17 protein-coding genes are annotated in these 17,103 nt (G+C 72.3%); 11 read left to right on the plus strand and 6 right to left on the minus strand.

Annotated elements, in window-relative coordinates:
- Window position 1: 1 nt before the first annotated feature.
- From G514_RS28900 to G514_RS0103115, 5 genes are all read right to left on the minus strand, one after another.
- Complete coding sequence (locus G514_RS28900) at window positions 2-1,912, minus strand: type II secretion system F family protein (protein ID WP_051246613.1); 1,911 nt, start codon at window positions 1,910-1,912, stop codon at window positions 2-4.
- The gene (locus tag G514_RS24550) at window positions 1,909-3,480 is read right to left on the minus strand and encodes a TadA family conjugal transfer-associated ATPase (RefSeq protein ID WP_084151741.1); all 1,572 of its coding nucleotides are present in this window, start codon (window positions 3,478-3,480) and stop codon (window positions 1,909-1,911) included. The genes G514_RS28900 and G514_RS24550 overlap by 4 nt, the downstream gene beginning before the upstream one ends.
- A gap of 2 nt (window positions 3,481-3,482) precedes the next feature.
- On the minus strand, window positions 3,483-4,673 hold the full coding sequence (locus tag G514_RS28905) for a CpaE/TadZ family protein (RefSeq protein WP_051246615.1): 1,191 nt from the start codon (window positions 4,671-4,673) through the stop codon (window positions 3,483-3,485).
- Between the two features lie 6 nt (window positions 4,674-4,679).
- Window positions 4,680-5,435, minus strand: a complete 756-nt coding sequence (gene cpaB, locus G514_RS0103110; protein WP_084151742.1) for a Flp pilus assembly protein CpaB — start codon at window positions 5,433-5,435, stop codon at window positions 4,680-4,682.
- Between the two features lie 217 nt (window positions 5,436-5,652).
- Window positions 5,653-7,443, minus strand: a complete 1,791-nt coding sequence (locus tag G514_RS0103115) for an AMP-dependent synthetase/ligase (protein WP_028650574.1) — start codon at window positions 7,441-7,443, stop codon at window positions 5,653-5,655.
- 156 nt (window positions 7,444-7,599) lie between these two features.
- Here G514_RS0103115 and G514_RS0103120 point away from each other — a divergent pair, with 156 nt between their 5' ends.
- The 5 genes from G514_RS0103120 to G514_RS24560 all read left to right on the plus strand — a co-directional run bounded on the left by G514_RS0103120 (window position 7,600) and on the right by G514_RS24560 (window position 11,668).
- A complete protein-coding gene (locus G514_RS0103120) occupies window positions 7,600-8,040 on the plus strand; it encodes an SRPBCC family protein (protein WP_028650575.1) in 441 nt (146 codons plus the stop codon).
- 11 nt (window positions 8,041-8,051) lie between these two features.
- Window positions 8,052-9,251 carry an ArsA family ATPase gene (locus G514_RS0103125; protein WP_028650576.1) on the plus strand — a complete coding sequence of 400 codons (1,200 nt, stop codon included), beginning with the start codon at window positions 8,052-8,054 and terminating at the stop codon, window positions 9,249-9,251.
- Window positions 9,248-9,583 carry a hypothetical protein gene (locus G514_RS0103130; protein ID WP_028650577.1) on the plus strand — a complete coding sequence of 112 codons (336 nt, stop codon included), beginning with the start codon at window positions 9,248-9,250 and terminating at the stop codon, window positions 9,581-9,583. The genes G514_RS0103125 and G514_RS0103130 overlap by 4 nt, the downstream gene beginning before the upstream one ends.
- Window positions 9,580-10,521: an ROK family glucokinase gene (locus G514_RS0103135; protein WP_028650578.1), complete on the plus strand. Its 942-nt coding sequence runs from the start codon at window positions 9,580-9,582 to the stop codon at window positions 10,519-10,521. Before G514_RS0103130 ends, G514_RS0103135 begins: the two co-directional genes overlap by 4 nt.
- A 100-nt stretch (window positions 10,522-10,621) precedes the next feature.
- The gene (locus G514_RS24560; RefSeq protein WP_245582097.1) at window positions 10,622-11,668 is read left to right on the plus strand and encodes an ROK family glucokinase; all 1,047 of its coding nucleotides are present in this window, start codon (window positions 10,622-10,624) and stop codon (window positions 11,666-11,668) included.
- Between the two features lie 9 nt (window positions 11,669-11,677).
- Here the strand turns inward: G514_RS24560 and G514_RS0103145 are convergent, their stop codons facing one another.
- Entirely contained in the window at window positions 11,678-12,121 is a 444-nt protein-coding gene (locus G514_RS0103145) for a hypothetical protein (RefSeq protein WP_028650579.1), read from the minus strand.
- Between the two features lie 86 nt (window positions 12,122-12,207).
- On the opposite strand from G514_RS0103145, the gene G514_RS0103150 reads away from it, so the two are divergent.
- The 6 genes from G514_RS0103150 to G514_RS0103175 are packed head-to-tail and all read left to right on the plus strand — an operon-like array spanning window position 12,208 to window position 17,098.
- Window positions 12,208-12,960 carry a lysophospholipid acyltransferase family protein gene (locus tag G514_RS0103150; RefSeq protein ID WP_028650580.1) on the plus strand — a complete coding sequence of 251 codons (753 nt, stop codon included), beginning with the start codon at window positions 12,208-12,210 and terminating at the stop codon, window positions 12,958-12,960.
- Window positions 12,961-12,968: 8 nt separating this feature from the next.
- On the plus strand, window positions 12,969-14,129 hold the full coding sequence (gene macS / locus G514_RS24565) for a MacS family sensor histidine kinase (RefSeq protein WP_084151743.1): 1,161 nt from the start codon (window positions 12,969-12,971) through the stop codon (window positions 14,127-14,129).
- Complete coding sequence (locus tag G514_RS0103160; RefSeq protein ID WP_028650581.1) at window positions 14,126-14,641, plus strand: flavin reductase family protein; 516 nt, start codon at window positions 14,126-14,128, stop codon at window positions 14,639-14,641. The genes macS and G514_RS0103160 overlap by 4 nt, the downstream gene beginning before the upstream one ends.
- A gap of 45 nt (window positions 14,642-14,686) precedes the next feature.
- Complete coding sequence (locus tag G514_RS0103165; RefSeq protein WP_036563518.1) at window positions 14,687-15,340, plus strand: response regulator; 654 nt, start codon at window positions 14,687-14,689, stop codon at window positions 15,338-15,340.
- Window positions 15,327-16,190, plus strand: coding sequence for an arylamine N-acetyltransferase family protein (locus G514_RS24570; protein WP_084151744.1), 864 nt, complete (start codon window positions 15,327-15,329; stop codon window positions 16,188-16,190). The genes G514_RS0103165 and G514_RS24570 overlap by 14 nt, the downstream gene beginning before the upstream one ends.
- Before the next feature lie 23 nt (window positions 16,191-16,213).
- Complete coding sequence (locus G514_RS0103175; protein WP_028650582.1) at window positions 16,214-17,098, plus strand: hypothetical protein; 885 nt, start codon at window positions 16,214-16,216, stop codon at window positions 17,096-17,098.
- Window positions 17,099-17,103 lie beyond the last annotated feature (5 nt).

A 17,103-nucleotide genomic window follows, 5' to 3' on the forward strand; every position in this document is an offset into this window, starting at 1 on the left:
CTCACACCTCCACCTTGACCAGTCGGCTCATCCAGAAGACCCCGACCGCGAGGATCGTCGCCGCCCCCGTCAGCATCGCCCAGCCGAGGGGCTCCTGGAACATGACGATGACGTAGTCGTAGTTCGTCAACAGAAGGTAGACCATGAACAGCGGCGGAAGGCCGCCCAACACCCAGGCGGAGAGCTTTCCTTCCGCGGCCAGGGCGGCGACCTGCCGGCGCACGTACTCCCGCTCGCGCATCGTCGCGGCGACCGTGTCGAGGAGCTCGGCCAGGTTGCCACCGACCTGACGCTGGATCTTGATCGCCATGACGACCCACTCGAAGTCCTTGCTGTCGAACCGCTCGGCCACGCCCTCGAGCGCGTCCTCGAGCGAGACGCCGAGGCGGGTCTCGACCAGCACGCGGCGGAACTCCGAGGCGATCGGCTCCGCGCCCTCGCGGACGATGGTGTCGATCGACTGCGCGAGGGACAGACCGGCGGCGAGGGAGCCGGACATCAGCTGCAGCGTGTCGGGCAGCCCGGCGTTGAACGCCTTGCGCCGGCGGCTGCGCCGGATGCCGAGGTAGATCCACGGGCCGAAGATCCCGAGCACCACGAAGAGGAACCCGATGAAGAGGTTGCCCCCACCGAGCAGGAGGCCGGTGAGCCCGGACAGGAAGAACAGACCGCCGTGGACGAGGAGCCACTCGGAGGACTTGAGCTCGCTGCCGGCAGCCTGCAGCCGGTTGCTGATGCGGGCGTCGAGGTCCTGGTTGCGGCGCAGCACGTTGGCCGCCGTCTCCTTCGCCGAGGCGAAGGTGATGTCGGTGTCCATGAGCGACGAGCCGCCGTCGGGGCTGCCGCCCGCCGCCTGGATCTCGGTGTAGCGGGTGACCCGGTCGGCCGCGCTGAGCTGCGCCTCCTTGCGCGGGATCAGCAGCGCCACGAGGAACACCAGCCCGAGCCCGAGGGCCACGGGACCGGCGTAGAGCGCCCAGTCGGGCGGCGTCCAGCTGCCGTCGGCGGCGGCGATCTCGGGCGTGCTCGGCACCGGCTCGACCGTCGAGAACGCCTTGGCCTTCACCGGACCTGCCGACGTCGGCAGCGAGACCTCGATGGTCGCCTCGGTCTTGTCGAAGCCCGAGGGGAGTGACGCGGTGACCAGCACCTGGCGGGCGAGGACGTCGGCCTCGGCCGCGAACGCCGCCTGCAGCGCGGCCGGGTCGGCCGGGATCACCTGACCCTGACCGGCGGTGGCCAGCTTCTGGAGCGCCTCGAGCGCCTTGCCGTCCTGGTCGATCGCGACCACGTCGGCGAGGACCTCGGCGTCCTCCATCTTGCTCGTCGCCGCCTCGATGGGCGTCTTGCTGTTGTCGGCGCCGTCGGAGAGCACCAGGAGGCTGCGCTGCCCCTCGGTGCCGGCCACGTCGACGGCCTGGATCACGCCGTCGTAGAGCCGGGTCTTGCGCGTGAGGGTCAGCCCGTCGAGCACCGCCTGCGCGGACGCCCGGTCGGTCGTCGGCTCGAGGACGGTGTTGACCTCGCCCGCGAAGCTGACGATGCCGACGTACACGTCGGCGGGCACCGACGAGATGAACTCCTGCGCCGCGAGCTTGGCGGCGTCGAACCGGTTGCCCTTCATCGACTTGCTGGTGTCGATGACCATGACGGCGGTACGCCGGACGGTGGTGTCGGCGCCGGCGGGCTCCGCGGTCGCGCTGGCGCTCTTGCCGTCCACGGTGACCGTGACGCCGTCGAGGTCGACCTCGACGTCGGCCGGGACCGACACGAGGATCTGCACCGAGCCGGGCGTGCTCTCGACGTGCGAGATCGTGCCGTCGGCGGCCAGCGCCGCGCTGGGCGCCAGCGCCAGGCCCACCGCGGCCAGCGCGGCGAGGGTGCGAGCGGCGAGACGAGGCAGGGTGGTCATGAGCGCTCCGGGGCGAAGATGAGCGGGTCGACCGTGGTGTTCGCGTAGGCCATCTTCTCCAGGAACTTCGGGCGCAGGCCGGTCGAGGCGAGCCGGCCGAGCGTGCGGCCCTCGCCGTCGAAGCCGCGCGTGCCGTCCCACAGGAAGATGTCCTGGAGGGTGATCACGTCACCCTCCATCTTCTCGACCTCGGTCACGTGGGTGATGCGCCGCGAGCCGTCCTTGAAGCGGGTCTGGTGCACGATCAGGTCGACCGCGGAGGCCACCTGCTCGCGGATGGCGCGCACCGGCAGGTCCATGCCGGCCATCAGCACCATCGTCTCCATGCGGGCCAGCGTGTCGCGCGGTCCGTTCGAGTGCAGCGTGCAGATAGAGCCGTCGTGACCGGTGTTCATCGCCTGGAGCATGTCGAGCGCGGAGGAGTCGCGGACCTCACCGACGATGATGCGGTCGGGTCGCATGCGCAGGCTGTTCTTGACCAGGTCGCGGATGGTCACCGCGCCCTTGCCCTCGATGTTGGCCGGCCGCGACTCGAGCCGCACGACGTGCTCCTGCTTGAGCTGGAGCTCCGCGGCGTCCTCGATGGTGACGATCCGCTCGTCGCCGGGGATGAACGACGAGAGCACGTTGAGCGTGGTCGTCTTTCCGGCGCCCGTGCTGCCGGACACGATGATGTTGAGCCGGCCGCGCACGCAGGCGTCGAGGAACTCGGCGGTGCGCGGGCTCAGCGAGCCGAACTCGATGAGGTTCTGCACCGTGAGCGGATCGGTGGCGAACTTGCGGATGGTCAGCGCGGAGCCGTCGACCGCCAGCGGCGGCACGACGGCGTTCACACGGCTGCCGTCGGGGAGTCGGGCGTCGACCATCGGGCTCGACTCGTCGACGCGGCGGCCGATGCGGGACACGATCTTGTCGATCGTGCGGCGCAAGTGCGCCTCGTCGGTGAAGTGGGCGTCGGCGGGCATCAGCTTGCCCGACTTCTCCAGCCAGACGCTGTTGTAGCCGTTGACCATGACCTCGGAGACGTCCGGGTCGCGCAGGAACGGCTCGATCGGGCCGTAGCCCAGGATGTCGTCGCTGATCTCCTGGGTGACCCGCGCCCGGTCGCTGCTGCTGAGCGGCCGGTCCTGCGAGCCGAGCACGTCGGCGAGGACCTTGCGGACCTCGGAGTCGAGCTCGTTCTGGTCCATGTCCGAGTCGTAGAGGCGCGGGCCCATCTGCTGCAGCAGCTGGACGTGGACGCTGCTCTTCAGCTCCTCGATCCGGTCCGACTGCGCGGTGTTGATGAAGCCGCGGCGCATCGGCGCCTCCGGCGCCGAGGGCGCGCTCGGGCGGGGGACCGAGCCGGGCTGGGCGGAGCCGCCGGTGCCGTTGCCCGTCGCGGCGGGGACGTCGGCGCGACGCTTGCCGCCACGTGCCGCCTCGGCGGCCGCGACGGCGGAGTCGACCGGCGAGACCGGGTCGGGGATGGTGTGGTCGGTCTCCTGCGACTGGAGGAACTCGTCCTGCTGGAGGTCGACGTCACCGCGGGACTCGCGCGCTGCTGCGAGACGTTCGGCAAGGTTCATGGCTACTTACGCCTCCTCGAGCGGCGGCCCTTGGCCTCCGCCTCGCTCTGCGGGGTGCTGGAGTCGGATGCGCCTCCGAGGGAGCTGACGAAGTCTCCGGCCAGGGTGCCGGCCAGCTGCCGGATGGACGCGCTGAGCTGGTGCTCGGGGTCGCTGACGATCACCGGGCTGCCGGCGTTCGTCGCGGCGGCGATCTCGAGCGAGCTGGAGATCTGGGCGTCGACGCTCATGCCGAGGATCCCCTCGACCTTGTCGGCGGTGATGCCGACCTCGTCGTCCGCGCGGTTGAGCACCAGGTGCCGGTTGTCGCGGGCGATGTGGAGGGCGTCGAAGGTCTCGACGGCGACCTTCACGTTCTTCAGCGTCGGGACGTCGAGGGTGGTGACCAGGACGATCTCGTCGGTCTCGTCGAGGGCGGTGAGCACCTGCTCGTCGAACGCCGGGGCGAGGTCGATGACGATGTAGTCGAAGGTCTCGCGCAGCGTGCGGATCACCCGCGACACGAGCAGCGGCGTGATCCGCTCGCGGGTGTCGGGGTGCGGGGGAGCGGCCAGCACCATGAGAGAGTCCTGGTGCCGGGTGAGCAGCCCGTCGAGCATCTCCACGTCGATGGAGTCCTCGGAGCCGATCGCCTGCTCGATCGAGTGCGTCGGGAACAGCTGCATCGTGATCGCGACGTCGCCGAAGGCGAGGTCGAGGTCGACGAGGCACACCCGTCGGGCGCCCTTCTCGGTCAGCGCGAGGGCGAGGTTCACCGAGATGGTGGTCTTGCCGACCCCGCCCTTCGGCGAGAAGACGGCGATGACCTTGCTCATGTGCATCGAGCCGGAGGGACCGCGCAGCGCCACGAACAGCTCGAAGGCCCGGTTGAGCGCCTGGGCGATCGCGTTGGTGTCGGTGTGGTGGACGACGTCGCGCGCACCGGACTTCATCGCCGCCGCCAGCAGCTCACCGGTGAGGTGCTCGCGAGCGAGGATGGTGCTGATCGCCGGGGCGGCGGTCCGCAGCACCTCGCACGTGACGACGGCTTCCTCGTCGGTCAGGGTCGGGCCCAGCACGACGACGTACTCGTCGGAGTGCGCGTTGATCCACGCGTTCAGACGGTCCACGGACTCGACGCCGTGGGACCCCGCCGGCATGGATGCCAGGAGGGTCTCCACGACCATCGGGTCGGGGTCAACGACGACGGGCATCGTGCCTCACTTGAAGAGGTTCTCGAAGGTCATGGGCCCGGAGTCGGGTGCCACCTGGCTCTGGTCGGTGAGGAGGCCGAAGGCGAGCTCGCCCATGCTCTGGGCGAACAGGATCTTCTCGGCCTGGGCTTGGTTGACCGACAGCGTGAGGAGCGTCCGGGGCAGCTGCTCGGTCGTGGAGGCGCCCGACTCGTCGGTCGTGGTGGTCGACACCGGCGTGGTCGAGCCGACACCGAGGACGGTGACCCGCTCGAGCAGCAGCCGGGAGAAGCCGGACCCGGCGACCGCGCCTGCCGTGTCGGTCTCGGTGGTGCCGGTGAGGAAGATCGCGACCTCGGAGCCCGGGTTGACGAAGCCCGCCACACGGGACGGGTCGGTCAGGTTCACCGAGACCGCCATGTTGGCGTCGGGGATCTGGAGCGTCGACGTCACGGCCGCCGAGGTGCCCCACTTCGCCGAGATGATCTGCTCACCCGGGTAGATGGTGCCCAGCGACACGGTGCCGGACAGCGAGTCGGCCGTGGTCTGATAGCCGTCGAGCAGCGCGTCCTTGGAGACCGCCTCCAGCGCCAGCTTGCCGGCGGCCTGGGCGTCCTCGAAGGTCTCGCCAGGGGCGATGACCGCGGTGGCCTCGAGCACCTTGACGGTGTCGAACCTCTTCTCAGCCCGGGTGTCGGCACCCTTGGTGTAGAGAAAGACGAGTGCGGAGCCGAGTGCTGCCACGAGCACGGCTACGACCAGAAGAATCCTACGACGGTCCATCGGCGAGACCTTTCCGTCCCTTGCGGGAGGCAGGCTGATGTGCCCGCCAGCCCTGTCCCACGAGTGCTGTCCCTCGGTCTAGAACTGTAGGAACGAGCGGGGTGGCGCGTACGCGTTTTGGCGGAACTCGTGTGACTAGGGGCGAAGGTGCTACGCGGGTGGCGCGAACGTGTTAGAGGCGCTGTCTCCGCTGGCCGCCACACGAGCGCCCGGGACATCACCCCAGGTAGAGCGCCGCCACGTCGTCCTTGTTCTCGCGCATCACGACGTTGCGCTTGAGCTTGAGGCTGGGCGTGAGCTGACCGCCCTCCTCGGTCCACTCGTCGGGGAGGATCCGGAACTTGCGGATCGCCTCGGCCTTGGAGACGGCCTTGTTGGCGTCCTCGACCGCGGCCTCGATGGCGGCGTGCAGGTCCGCGTCGTCGACGAGGGCCTCGATCCTGGCGGACTTGCCGTGCTGCTCGGCCCAGGTGGCGACCGCCTCGCGGTCGAGGGTGACCAGCGCCGCGATGAAGGGCTGGCCGTCGCCGACGACCAGGCACTGGTCGACGAGGGCGTGGGCGCGGACGCGGTCCTCGAGGACGGCGGGGGCGACGTTCTTGCCGCCGGCGGTCACGAGGATCTCCTTCTTGCGGCCGGTGATCCGGACGAACCCCTCGTCGTCGACCTCGCCGACGTCGCCGGTGTGGAACCAGCCGCCGTCCTCGAGCACCTCGGCGGTCGCCTCGTCGTTGCGCCAGTAGCCGGTGAAGACCTGGCCGCCGCGGAAGAGCAGCTCGCCGTCCTCGGCCACCCGCACGGCGGTGCCGGGGATCGGCCTGCCGACGGTGCCGATCTTGAGGGCGTCGGGCTGGTTGACGGTGAGGGCGGCGGTGGTCTCGGTGAGGCCGTAGCCCTCGAGCACGGTGACGCCGATGCCGCGGTAGAAGTGGCCGAGCCTGTCACCCAGGGGAGCGCCCCCGGACACGGCGAACTCGCAGCGGCCGCCGAGCGCCTCGCGGAGCTTGCCGTAGACCAGCCGGGAGAAGACGGCGTGCTGGGCGCGGACGGCCAGCGACGGCTTGCCGCGGTCGAGACCGCGCGAGTAGGCGATCGCCACCTCGGCAGCCCGGTCGAAGATCGCGCCCCGGCCGTCGGCGGTGGCGCGCTGGGAGGCGGTGTTGAAGACCTTCTCGAAGACCCGCGGCACGGCGAGCACGAAGGTCGGGCGGAACGCCTGCAGGTCGGCGACGAGGTTCTTGATGTCCGCGCTGTGGCCCAGGCGCGCTCGCGAGCGGACCGCGCCGACCTGGATGATCCGCGCGAACACGTGGGCCAGCGGCAGGAAGAGGAGCGTGGAGGCGTCGTCGGAGTCGAACAGCTCGTGCAGCTCGTCGACGGCCACACCGAGCTCGACCATGAAGTTGCCGTGGGTGAGCATGCAGCCCTTGGGTCGCCCGGTCGTGCCCGAGGTGTAGATCAGGGTGGCGAGGTCGCCCGGCCCGGCCGTCGTTCGCCGCTGCTCCAGCGCCTCGTCGGTGATGTCCTGCCCGAGCCGGGTCAGGATGTCGACGGCGTTGTCGGTGATCGACCAGACGTGGTTGAGCTCGCCGAGCCGGCCGCGGACCTCGGCGACCCGGGCGACGTGATCGGGGGTCTCGGCCACCACGGCGCGCGCGCCGGAGTCCTGGAGGATCCACTCGACCTGCTCGGTCGACGACGTCTCGTAGATCGGGACCGTCACGGCGCCCGCGAACCAGATCGCGTAGTCGAGCAGTGTCCACTCGTAGCGGGTCTTGGAGATCAGCGCGACCCGGTCGCCGGTCTCGATGCCGGCCGCGACCAGGCCCTTGGCGACCGCCACCACCTCGGCGTGGAACTCCGCGGCGGTCACGCCGTCCCAGCCGTCGGCGCCCCGGCGGCTGAACACCACGTCGGATCCGTGGTCGCGCGCGTTGGTCACGACGTCGTCGGTCACGTTGCCTGTCGCCGGGAGCTCGAAGGTCGGCGGCGTCGAGTACTCACGCACGTGCGGCACGTTACCGCCGGGTCAGGTGCGGCGGGTTTCCGGTCCGGAGCATCCGGTACGCTCGCTGACCGGCGATCCGGCCGCTCGTGCGCACTCCCTCGGTAGGGGTCGACGAGGTACGACGGGGTCGGGGAGGACGAGCGCAGGGAGTTCGAGATGGCCGAGCAGACCACTTCCTCCATCACCGTCGACGCGCCAGCGTCCGCGGTCATGGACGTGATCGCCGACTTCGACGCCTACCCCCAGTGGGCCAAGGGCGTGACCCGGGCCGAGACGCGCTCGACGTTCGACGACGGCCGGGCCGAGCAGGTGTTCTTCGCCCTCGACGTCAGCCCCATCAAGGACGAGTACACCCTCGAGTACACCTGGGACGGCGACCGCGAGGTCACCTGGACCCTGGTCCAGGGCAAGATGCTGCGCGCCCTCGACGGCGCCTACGGGCTCCGCGACCTGGGCAACGGCAGCACCGAGGTGACCTACCGGCTCGCGCTCGACGTGTCGATCCCGCTGATCGGCATGCTCAAGCGCAAGGGCGAGAAGATCCTCATCGACACCGCGCTCAAGGGGCTCAAGAAGCGCGTCGAGTCGCTCGGCTAGCCCGGCCTCACGTGCGCATCATCCTCTTCACCGGCAAGGGCGGCGTCGGCAAGTCGACCGTCGCCTCGGGCACCGCTGCGCTCGCAGCGGCCGAGGGTCACCGCACGCTCGTGCTGTCGACCGACGCGGCGCACTCGCTCGCCGACGCCTTCGGCACCCCCGTCGGCGCCGAGCCGACCGAGGTCGCCGAGAACCTCTTCGTCCAGCAGGTCGACGCCCAGTTGCGCTTCGAGCAGTCGTGGGCCGAGATCCAGGGCTACCTGCTCTCGGTGCTCGACACGACCGGGATGGACCCGGTGGCTGCCGAGGAGCTGACGGTCATCCCGGGCGCGGAGGAGGTGCTGGCGCTGCTCGAGCTGCGCCTCCACGTGCTCTCCGACGACTGGGACGTGGTCGTCGTCGACTGCGCCCCGACGGCCGAGACGCTGAGGCTGCTCGCGCTCCCGGAGGCCCTCGGCTGGTACATGCAGCGCGTCTTCCCCGTCCAGCAGCGCGTCGTGAAGGCCCTGCGGCCGGTCCTGACCCGGGCGGCCGGCGTGCCGATGCCGGGCGGCGGCGTCTTCGAGGCGGTCGAGCGACTGCACGCCGAGCTCGACGAGGTCCGCACCCTGCTGACCGGGCCCGACGCCAGCGTGCGCATCGTGCTGACTCCCGAGGCCGTCGTCCTGGCGGAGGCCCGGCGGGCCTACACCACGCTCTCCCTCTTCGGCTACCGCGTCGACGGAGTCGTCGCCAACCGGGTGTTCCCGACCGAGGGTGCCGACGACTGGCGGGCCGGCTGGGTGATGGCGCAGGACGCCGTCCTCGCCGAGGTCACCCAGTCGTTCGCCGGCCTCCCGCTGTGGCGCTCGGAGTACCTCACCGGCGAGCCGGTCGGCGTCGCCGCACTCGAGGCGCTCGCCCGCGACCTCTACGACGGCACCGACCCGCTCGCCTCCTCGGGGCTGCGCGGCCCGTTCGAGGTCGTCTCGGTCCGCTCGGGCGTGCAGCTGCGGCTCCGGCTGCCCTTCGTCACCCGCGACCAGGTCGACCTCGCGCGCAGCGGCGACGACCTGGTGGTCACCGTCGGTTCCTACCGCCGCCTGCTGGCCCTCCCCGCGAGCCTGGCCCGCCTCCAGGTGTCCTCCGCCCGGGTCGACGACGAGGGGGTGCTCCGGGTGTCGTTCCAGGACCCGACCGGCAGCACGGCGACGAAGGAGCGTGCGGGATGACCCCGCCCCAGGACGACCCCGTCGGCAACCTCGGCGACGAGGCCTCGAAGCTGCTCGGCGCCCTGGCCGACTGGGCGGGTGAGCATCTCGGAGACCGGGCGCGGGAGGTCAGCGAGCACCTCGCCACCGGCGGCGCGGAGTGCCTCTACTGCCCGATCTGCCGCACCGTCCACGCGGTGCGCGGGGCCAGCCCGGAGCTGAAGAGCCAGCTCGCGCAGGCGGCGTCCACCTTCCTCGAGGCCGCGGCCGGGCTCCTCTCGGCGGCCGCCGCGACGGAGCCGCAGGCGTCGCGCGTGCAGCACATCGACCTCGACGAGGACGACGCCCCATGAGCCTCTCGTGCGGCATCGACGTCGGCGGCACCAAGATCCTCGGCGGTGTGGTCGACGACGACGGCGCGATCGTGGAGGAGCTGCGGGTCGAGTCGCCCGCCACCGACACCGAGGCGATCGAGAAGGCCATCGAGCACCTCGTCACCCAGCTGAAGTCGCGCCACGAGATCACCGCGGTCGGCGTCGGGGCTGCCGGCTACATCGACAAGGCGCGGTCGACGGTGATGTTCGCCCCCAACATCGCCTGGCGCGACGTGGCGCTGAAGGCCGACCTGGAGGCGCGGGTCGGTCTGCCGGTCGTCGTCGAGAACGACGCCAACGCCGCCGCGTGGGGTGAGTTCACCTTCGGCGCCGGCCACGACGTCGACGACCTGCTCCTGGTCACCGTCGGCACCGGCATCGGCGGCGGCATCGTCCACGACGGCGAGCTGCTGCGCGGCGCGTTCGGGGTGGGCGCCGAGATCGGCCACATGCGGGTGGTCCCCGACGGCGTCCTGTGCGGTTGCGGCAACCGCGGCTGCTTCGAGCAGTACGCCAGCGGCAACGCGCTCGTCCGCGAGGCGCGCGCGGCCGCCCGGGCGGGATCGCTGCTCGCGCAGGCGCTGGTCGACCGCGCCGGCGGCGACGCCGACGAGATCACCGGCCCGCTCATCACCGAGGCGGCGCGCAGCGGCGACCCGTTCGCGGTCGAGCAGCTGGCCGCGCTGGGTCGCTGGCTCGGCGAGGGCATCGCCTCGCTGACGGCCGTCCTCGACCCCGCGGTCGTGGTGATCGGCGGCGGCGTGGGGGAGGCCGGCGACCTGCTGCTCACACCGGTGCGGGCGGCGTTCCAGTCCCAGCTGACCGGGCGCGGGCACCGGCCCGTGCTCGAGATCCGCAAGGCGCGGCTCGGCAACCGCGCCGGGCTGATCGGTGCGGCCGACCTGGCGCGGCGATGAGCGCCGGGTGAGGTAGACAAGCACCGTGTCCGATCGCTCCACGCGCGCCGCCACCCGGGCCAGCCGACGGGCGCGGGTCAACCTCTGGGACCCGCTCACCATCGGCATCGACATCGGCGGCACCAAGATCCTCGCCGGCGTCGTCGACTCGAGCGGCAGCGTGGTCGAGCTGCGCCGCCGGCCGACCCTGGGCCACGACATCGTCGGGGTCGAGAACACCATCGTCGAGCTCGTCCACGAGCTGCAACAGCTCTACGACGTGGCCGCGGTCGGCATCGGCGCCGCCGGGTTCGTCGACGCGAGCCGGTCGACGGTGATGTTCTCGCCGCACCTCGCCTGGCGCGACGAGCCCCTGCGCGCCCGGGTGTCCGACCGGTTGACGATCCCGGTTGTCGTCGACAACGACGCCAACACCACGGCCCTCGGCGAGAGCCGGTTCGGCGCCGGCGTCGGGCACCGCTTCGTCCTCTGCGTCACGCTCGGCACCGGCATCGGCGGCGCGATCGTCCTCGACGGCCGCGTCTACCGCGGCGCCAACGGGATGGCCGGCGAGTTCGGCCACATGCAGGTGGTCCCCGACGGGCACCGCTGCCCGTGCGGCAACCGCGGCTGCTGGGAGCAGTACGCCTCGGGCAACGCCCTCGAGCGCGAGGCCCGCGAGCTCATCGTCGCGCGGTCGCCGGTCGCCCACCGGCTCGCCGAGATCTGTGACGGCGACCCGGCGAGGCTCAGCGGACCCCAGGTCACCGACGCGGCCCGCGAGGGAGATCCGCTCTCGATCGAGCTGCTCGCCGACGTGGGCCGCTGGCTCGGCACCGGCCTGGCCGGCCTCGTGGCGGCGTTCGACCCCAGCTGCGTGATCGTCGGCGGCGGCGTCTCCGACGCCGGCGACCTCCTCCTCGAGCCGACCCGCGACTCGATGGTGCGGCACCTGGTCGGCCGCGGTTACCGCGCCGAGCCGCCGGTCCTGCTGGCGCGGCTCGGCCCGCAGGCCGGGTTCATCGGTGCCGCCGACATGGCGCGCTCGGCCGCGCGGCGTTCGCGCCGGGCCGACCGCCGGCGTGCCCGCCAGCTCGAGCGCCAGCAGCTGCGCCAGCAGCTCCGCGAGCAGCGCGGCGAGGGCTGGTTCCGCCGCCCGGCCCCCTAGCGGCGGCGGCTAGAGGCGGGCCCCGTCGTCCCAGGGGTCGATGTCGGTGCTGCGCGGCATGTTGACGACGAGGTAGACGAACCCGCCGATGAACGCCGCCACCAGCAGGTAGCCCAGCCACGGAGCGAGGTGGACGCCGAGCACCAGGCACACGAGCAGGACGCTCGGCGACCCGAAGAGCCCGGCCCACGCCAGCGCCCGGTCGGGCGGGAGCTTGGGCAGCGGCGGTGGCGTCGGCGGCACGAAGTCGTCGAGCTCGTCGTCGACGGCCGCCTCCGGCTGGGGAAGCGGCCGGAACAGCCGCTGCAGCCCCGCGCTGCCCGCCGCGTCGTAGCCCTGCCGGTCGTCGGGGTCGACGACCGGGTCGGCGACGGGCTCGTCGTCGAGGGCGGCTCGCTCGCCGTAGTTGTCGACGATGGCGCGCCAGGCGTCCTCGTCGCTGTCGCGCTGCACGGGACCGAGCCTACGCCGGTTGCGGAGGGGGTTAGAGTCTGGCCGACGGGCAGTCCCGTTGGCAGTCATTGTGGGAGGTCAGCGGAGTGTTCTACTGGTTCCTCAAGTGGGTGGCTCTCGGACCGGTCCTCCGGCTCGTCTTCCGGCCGCAGATCAGCGGCGCCGAGAACGTGCCGGCGTCGGGACCGGCGATCCTCGCCAGCAACCACCTCTCCTACGCCGACTGGCTGTTCATGCCGCTGACGCTGCCGCGCCGGGTCACCTTCGTGGCGAAGGCGGAGTACTTCAACACCCCGGGCATCAAGGGCTGGTTCCAGAAGAAGTTCTTCTCCGGCGCCGGCCAGGTGCCGATCGACCGCTCCGGCGCCAGCGCTGCCGAGGGCGCGCTCTCGGCGGCCAAGCGCATCCTCACCGAGGAGGGCGACCTCTTCGGGATCTACCCCGAGGGCACCCGCTCCCACGACGGCAAGCTCTACCGCGGCAAGACCGGCGTCGCCCGGCTCGCGCTCGAGTGCAAGGTGCCGGTGATCCCGGTGGCCGTGGTTGGCACCGACGTCGTGGCGCCGCCCGGCCAGACCTTCGGCAAGTTCACCCGGCCGATCGTGCGCTTCGGCAAGCCCCTCGACTTCTCGCGCTACGAGGGCATGGAGAACGACCGCTACATCCTGCGCTCGATCACAGACGAGATCATGTACGAGATCATGCGCCTCTCCGGCCAGGAGTACGTCGACATGTACGCCAACCGCGCCAAGGAGGAGCAGAAGAAGGCCGCCGAGGCGGCCGAGACCGCCGCGGAGTCCGAGGCGGTGCTCGACGAGCTGAACCAGAAGGCGTCGTAGCGCTGGCCGTGCCCGGGGTGCCCGCGCCGGTCCGACGGGCCGCGACGTGGTGGTTCGGCCCGCGCGGCACCGTCGAGGACCGGCTGTTCTCGTGGCTCGCCGTGCTCCGGGTGGTGCTGCTGGCGCACGCGATCGCGCTCAACGTCTACCGCCGCGACAACTTCGTGCACCCGCTCGGCGGCGCGGCCTGCCTGGCCGCGATGGCGGCGTGGACGGCGTTCGCGATCTGGGCCTACGACGACCGCACGCGCCGGGAGCCGTGGCTCCTCGGCGCCGACCTGGCGACGGCGGTCGGCGCGGTCCTGCTCTCGCCGGTGCTCAAGGGCGACGGTCTGTCGGCCACCGTGCCGGCGTACTGGGTGATGGGCGCGCTGCTGGCGTGGGCGATCCACTGGTACTGGCTCGGCGGCCTGGCGGCCGGGGTCTGCATCACCGTGTCGGACCTGTCGATCCGCCAGCACGTCACCCAGGCCAACTACGGCAACGCCTTCCTGCTGCTGATCGGCGGGCCGATCGTGGGGTTCGCGGTCGAGTCGCTGCGGCGGATGGCCGAGGAGCGCGACCGCGCCCAGCGTGACGCGGCGGCTGCGGCCGAGCGGGCGCGGCTCGCCCGGGCGGTGCACGACGGGGTGCTCCAGGTGCTCGGGCTCGTGCAGCGGCGGGGCGCCGAGCTCGGCGGCGACGCGGCCGAGCTCGGCCGGCTGGCCGGCGAGCAGGAGGTGGTGCTGCGCACCCTGATCCGCGAGCAGGACCAGGTCGCGCCCGGTGCGGCCGGCACCACCGACCTCGCGGCCGCGCTGGTGCACCTCGAGAGCCGCCCGGGGGTCCAGGTCGTGACGTCGGGCGCCGTCGAGGTCGCGGCCGAGGTCGCCACGGAGCTGGTGGCCGTGGTCGCCGCCTGCCTCGACAACGTCGCCCGGCACGTCGGGCCGGGCGCGCCCGCCTGGGTGCTGGTGGAGGGGTTCGCCGACCGGGTCGAGATCTCGGTGCGCGACGAGGGGCCGGGCATCCCGGAGGGTCGCCTCGAGCGGGCGGCAGCCGACGGCCGGCTGGGCGTGAGCCAGTCGATCCGCGGGCGGATCGCGGACCTCGGCGGCGAGGCGCGGCTCACCACGGGCGCCGAGGGCACCGAGTGGGAGCTCAGCGTGCCGCGGGTCGAGGCACCGTGACCATCCACTCCGACCACCCCTTCGCGGACCCCGACCCCGACCCCGCCCGCCGGCTGCGGGGCCGGATCGGCGGCGCGGCCACGCTGTGGACGGCCGGCAGCGGGGCCGACCGCGCCGGTCTCACCCTCACCTCGGTGCTGGTCGTGCTCGGCGAGCCGGCCCGCGTGCTCGGGTTGGTCGACCCCGACTCCGACCTCGCCGACGCCGTCGCCGAGACCGGGCGGGCCGTCGTACAGCTGCTGGGGTGGCCCGACCGCGACCTGGCCGAGGGCTTCGCCGGTACCGCGCCCGCGCCGGGCGGGGTGTTCCGCCAGGCGGAGTTCGCGGACACCGAGTGGGGGCCGCGGCTCGCCCACGCGACGAGCTGGGCCGGCGTACGCCTCGAGACGAGCAGCGAGGTCGGCTGGTCGCGGCTGCTGACCTGCACCGTCGACCACGTCGAGGTCGGCGACGATCTCGACCCGCTGGGGCACCGGCGGGGGAGGTGGGTCCGGCTCGGCCAGGGCGTCTAGGGCGTGCCCTAGGGTCCCGATGTGGACGAGCCGCAGATCAAGGTGATGGTGGTCGACGACCACCCGATGTGGCGCGATGCCGTCGAGCGTGACCTCCAGGACGCCGGCTTCGACGTGGTCGGCGTGGCCGCCAACGGCAGCGAGGCGCTCGCGCGGTTCCCGGCGTGCCGGCCGCACGTCGTCGTCCTCGACCTCCAGATCCCGCCGCCGAACGGCGTCGAGTGCACCGCCGAGATGCTGCGCCAGGACCCGTCGGCGCGCGTGCTGATCCTGTCGGCGTCCGGCGAGCAGGACGACGTCCTCGAGGCGGTGAAGGCGGGGGCGACCGGCTACCTCGTGAAGTCGGCGTCGCGCGGCGAGCTGCTCGACGCCGTACGCCGGGTCGCCAACGGCGACACCGTGTTCACCCCCGGTCTCGCCGGGCTGGTGCTGGGGGAGTACCGCCGTCTCTCGGAGCCCGCGACCGCCGGCCCGGACCAGCCGGCGCTCACCGAGCGCGAGACCGAGGTGCTGCGAATGGTCGCCAAGGGGATGTCGTACAAGCAGATCGCCGAGCGCCTGGTGCTCTCGCACCGCACGGTCCAGAACCACGTCCAGAACACGCTGCGCAAGCTCCAGATGCACAACCGCGTGGAGCTGACCCGCTACGCCATCGCCCAGGGGCTCGACGAGGGCGACGAGGCCGATGCCGCTGAGTGAGGCCGTCTCGGCCTACCTGCGGCGGGTCGGGGTCGACGACGAGCCGCCCCCGACCTACGACACCCTGCGGCTGCTGCACCGCGCGCACCTGGACGTCGTGCCCTACGAGAACCTCTCGACCATGCTCGGCCGGCCGCCGTCGCCCGACCCTGCGGCGAGCCTCGCGCGGGTGGGCGCCGTCGGCCGGGCCGGCTACTGCTTCCACCAGAACGGCGCGCTCGGCGCCGTGCTGGCCGAGCTGGGCTTCGCGGTCGACCGCCGGCACGGGCACGTCTACACCTCGGCCGAGGACCGCGACGACGCCTTCCTCAACCACCTGGTGCTGGTGGTGGACGGGCTCCCGACCGACGCCAACCCAGGCGGCAGGTGGTGGGTGGACGTCGGCCTCGGCGACGCGTTCCGCGACCCGTTCGCGGTGACCGTGGGACGGCACGACCAGGACGGCTTCCGCTACGAGATCACCGAGGTGCGCGAGGACGGCTGGTCGTTCCTGCACGACCGGTCCGGGACATTCGCCGGCATCGAGGTCTCGTCGCGGCCCACCGACCAGCGGGCCGTCGACGCCGCGCACGCCACCCTCACCACGCCGCCCGGCGGCCGCTTCGCGCAGCTGCTCGTCGTACAGCGCCGCGACGGCGCCGGTGTCGACACGGTCCGCGGCTGCCTGCACCACCGGACCGTGCCGGACGGCCGCACCAAGACCGAGCTGGCGTCGTACGACGCGTGGCGGGAGGCGCTCGTCGACGGCACCCGGCTCCCGCTCGAGGGCGTCGACGAGGACGAGCTGCGGGCGCTGTACGCCGCCCAGTGGGACAAGCACCTCGCCTGGACCGCGGCCGGACGGCCCTGAGCAGGGTTTGCCACAATCCGCCCATGGCCGAGCAGCTGCTGGAGATCGCCGACGAGCTCTACGCGCTCCCGCTGCCCGACTTCACGCCCGCGCGCGACGCCAAGGCGAAAGAGCTCAAGGGCACCGACCTCGCCAAGGACGTCAAGGCGCTGAAGAAGCCGTCGCTGGCCGGGTGGGTCGTCAACCTGCTGGTCCGGCACGAGGCCGAGCAGGTCGACCAGCTCCTCCAGGTCGGCGCCGCCCTGCGCGCGGCCCAGGAGTCGATGTCGGGCGACGAGCTGCGCCAGCTGACCCGCCAGCGCCGCCAGGTGACCGCGGCGGTGACCACCCAGGCCCGCCGGCTCGCCCGCGAGAACGGCCAGAAGGTCACCGAGGCCGTCGCCGCCCAGGTCGAGGCCACCCTCACCGCTGCCATGGTCGACGAGGACTGCGGCAAGGCAGTGCGCAGCGGCATGCTGCTCACCGCCCTCGAAGCCACCGGCGTCGACGCAGTCGACCTCGACCGCGCCGTCGCCCTGCCCGACGCCCTCGGCTTCGTGGCTACCACCCGCGACGCCGCCCCCACCAAGCCCGAGCTCCACGTCGTCCCCGACCCCGACCGCGACGAGAAGGCCCTCGCCGCCGCGCGCGAGGCCCTCGAGGCCGCCGAGGAGGAGCTGACCGAGGCCACCTCGGCCTACGACGAGGCCGCCCAGGCCCTCTCCGACCTCGAGGCGAGGTCGATGCAGGTCCAGGCCGAGATCGACGAGCTCAAGCGCAAGATCGCCGAGCTCGAGGAGACCGGCGACGAGGTCGACGACGAGATCGCCGAGGCCGAGGAGGCCCGCGACGAGGCCCAGGCCGCCGTCACCGAGGCCACCGAGGCCCGCGACGCCGCTGCGAAGGCGCTGGCCAAGCTGGAGAAGTAGGCCGC

The organism is Nocardioides halotolerans DSM 19273, assembly GCF_000422805.1.
GTDB classification, from domain to species: domain Bacteria; phylum Actinomycetota; class Actinomycetes; order Propionibacteriales; family Nocardioidaceae; genus Nocardioides; species Nocardioides halotolerans.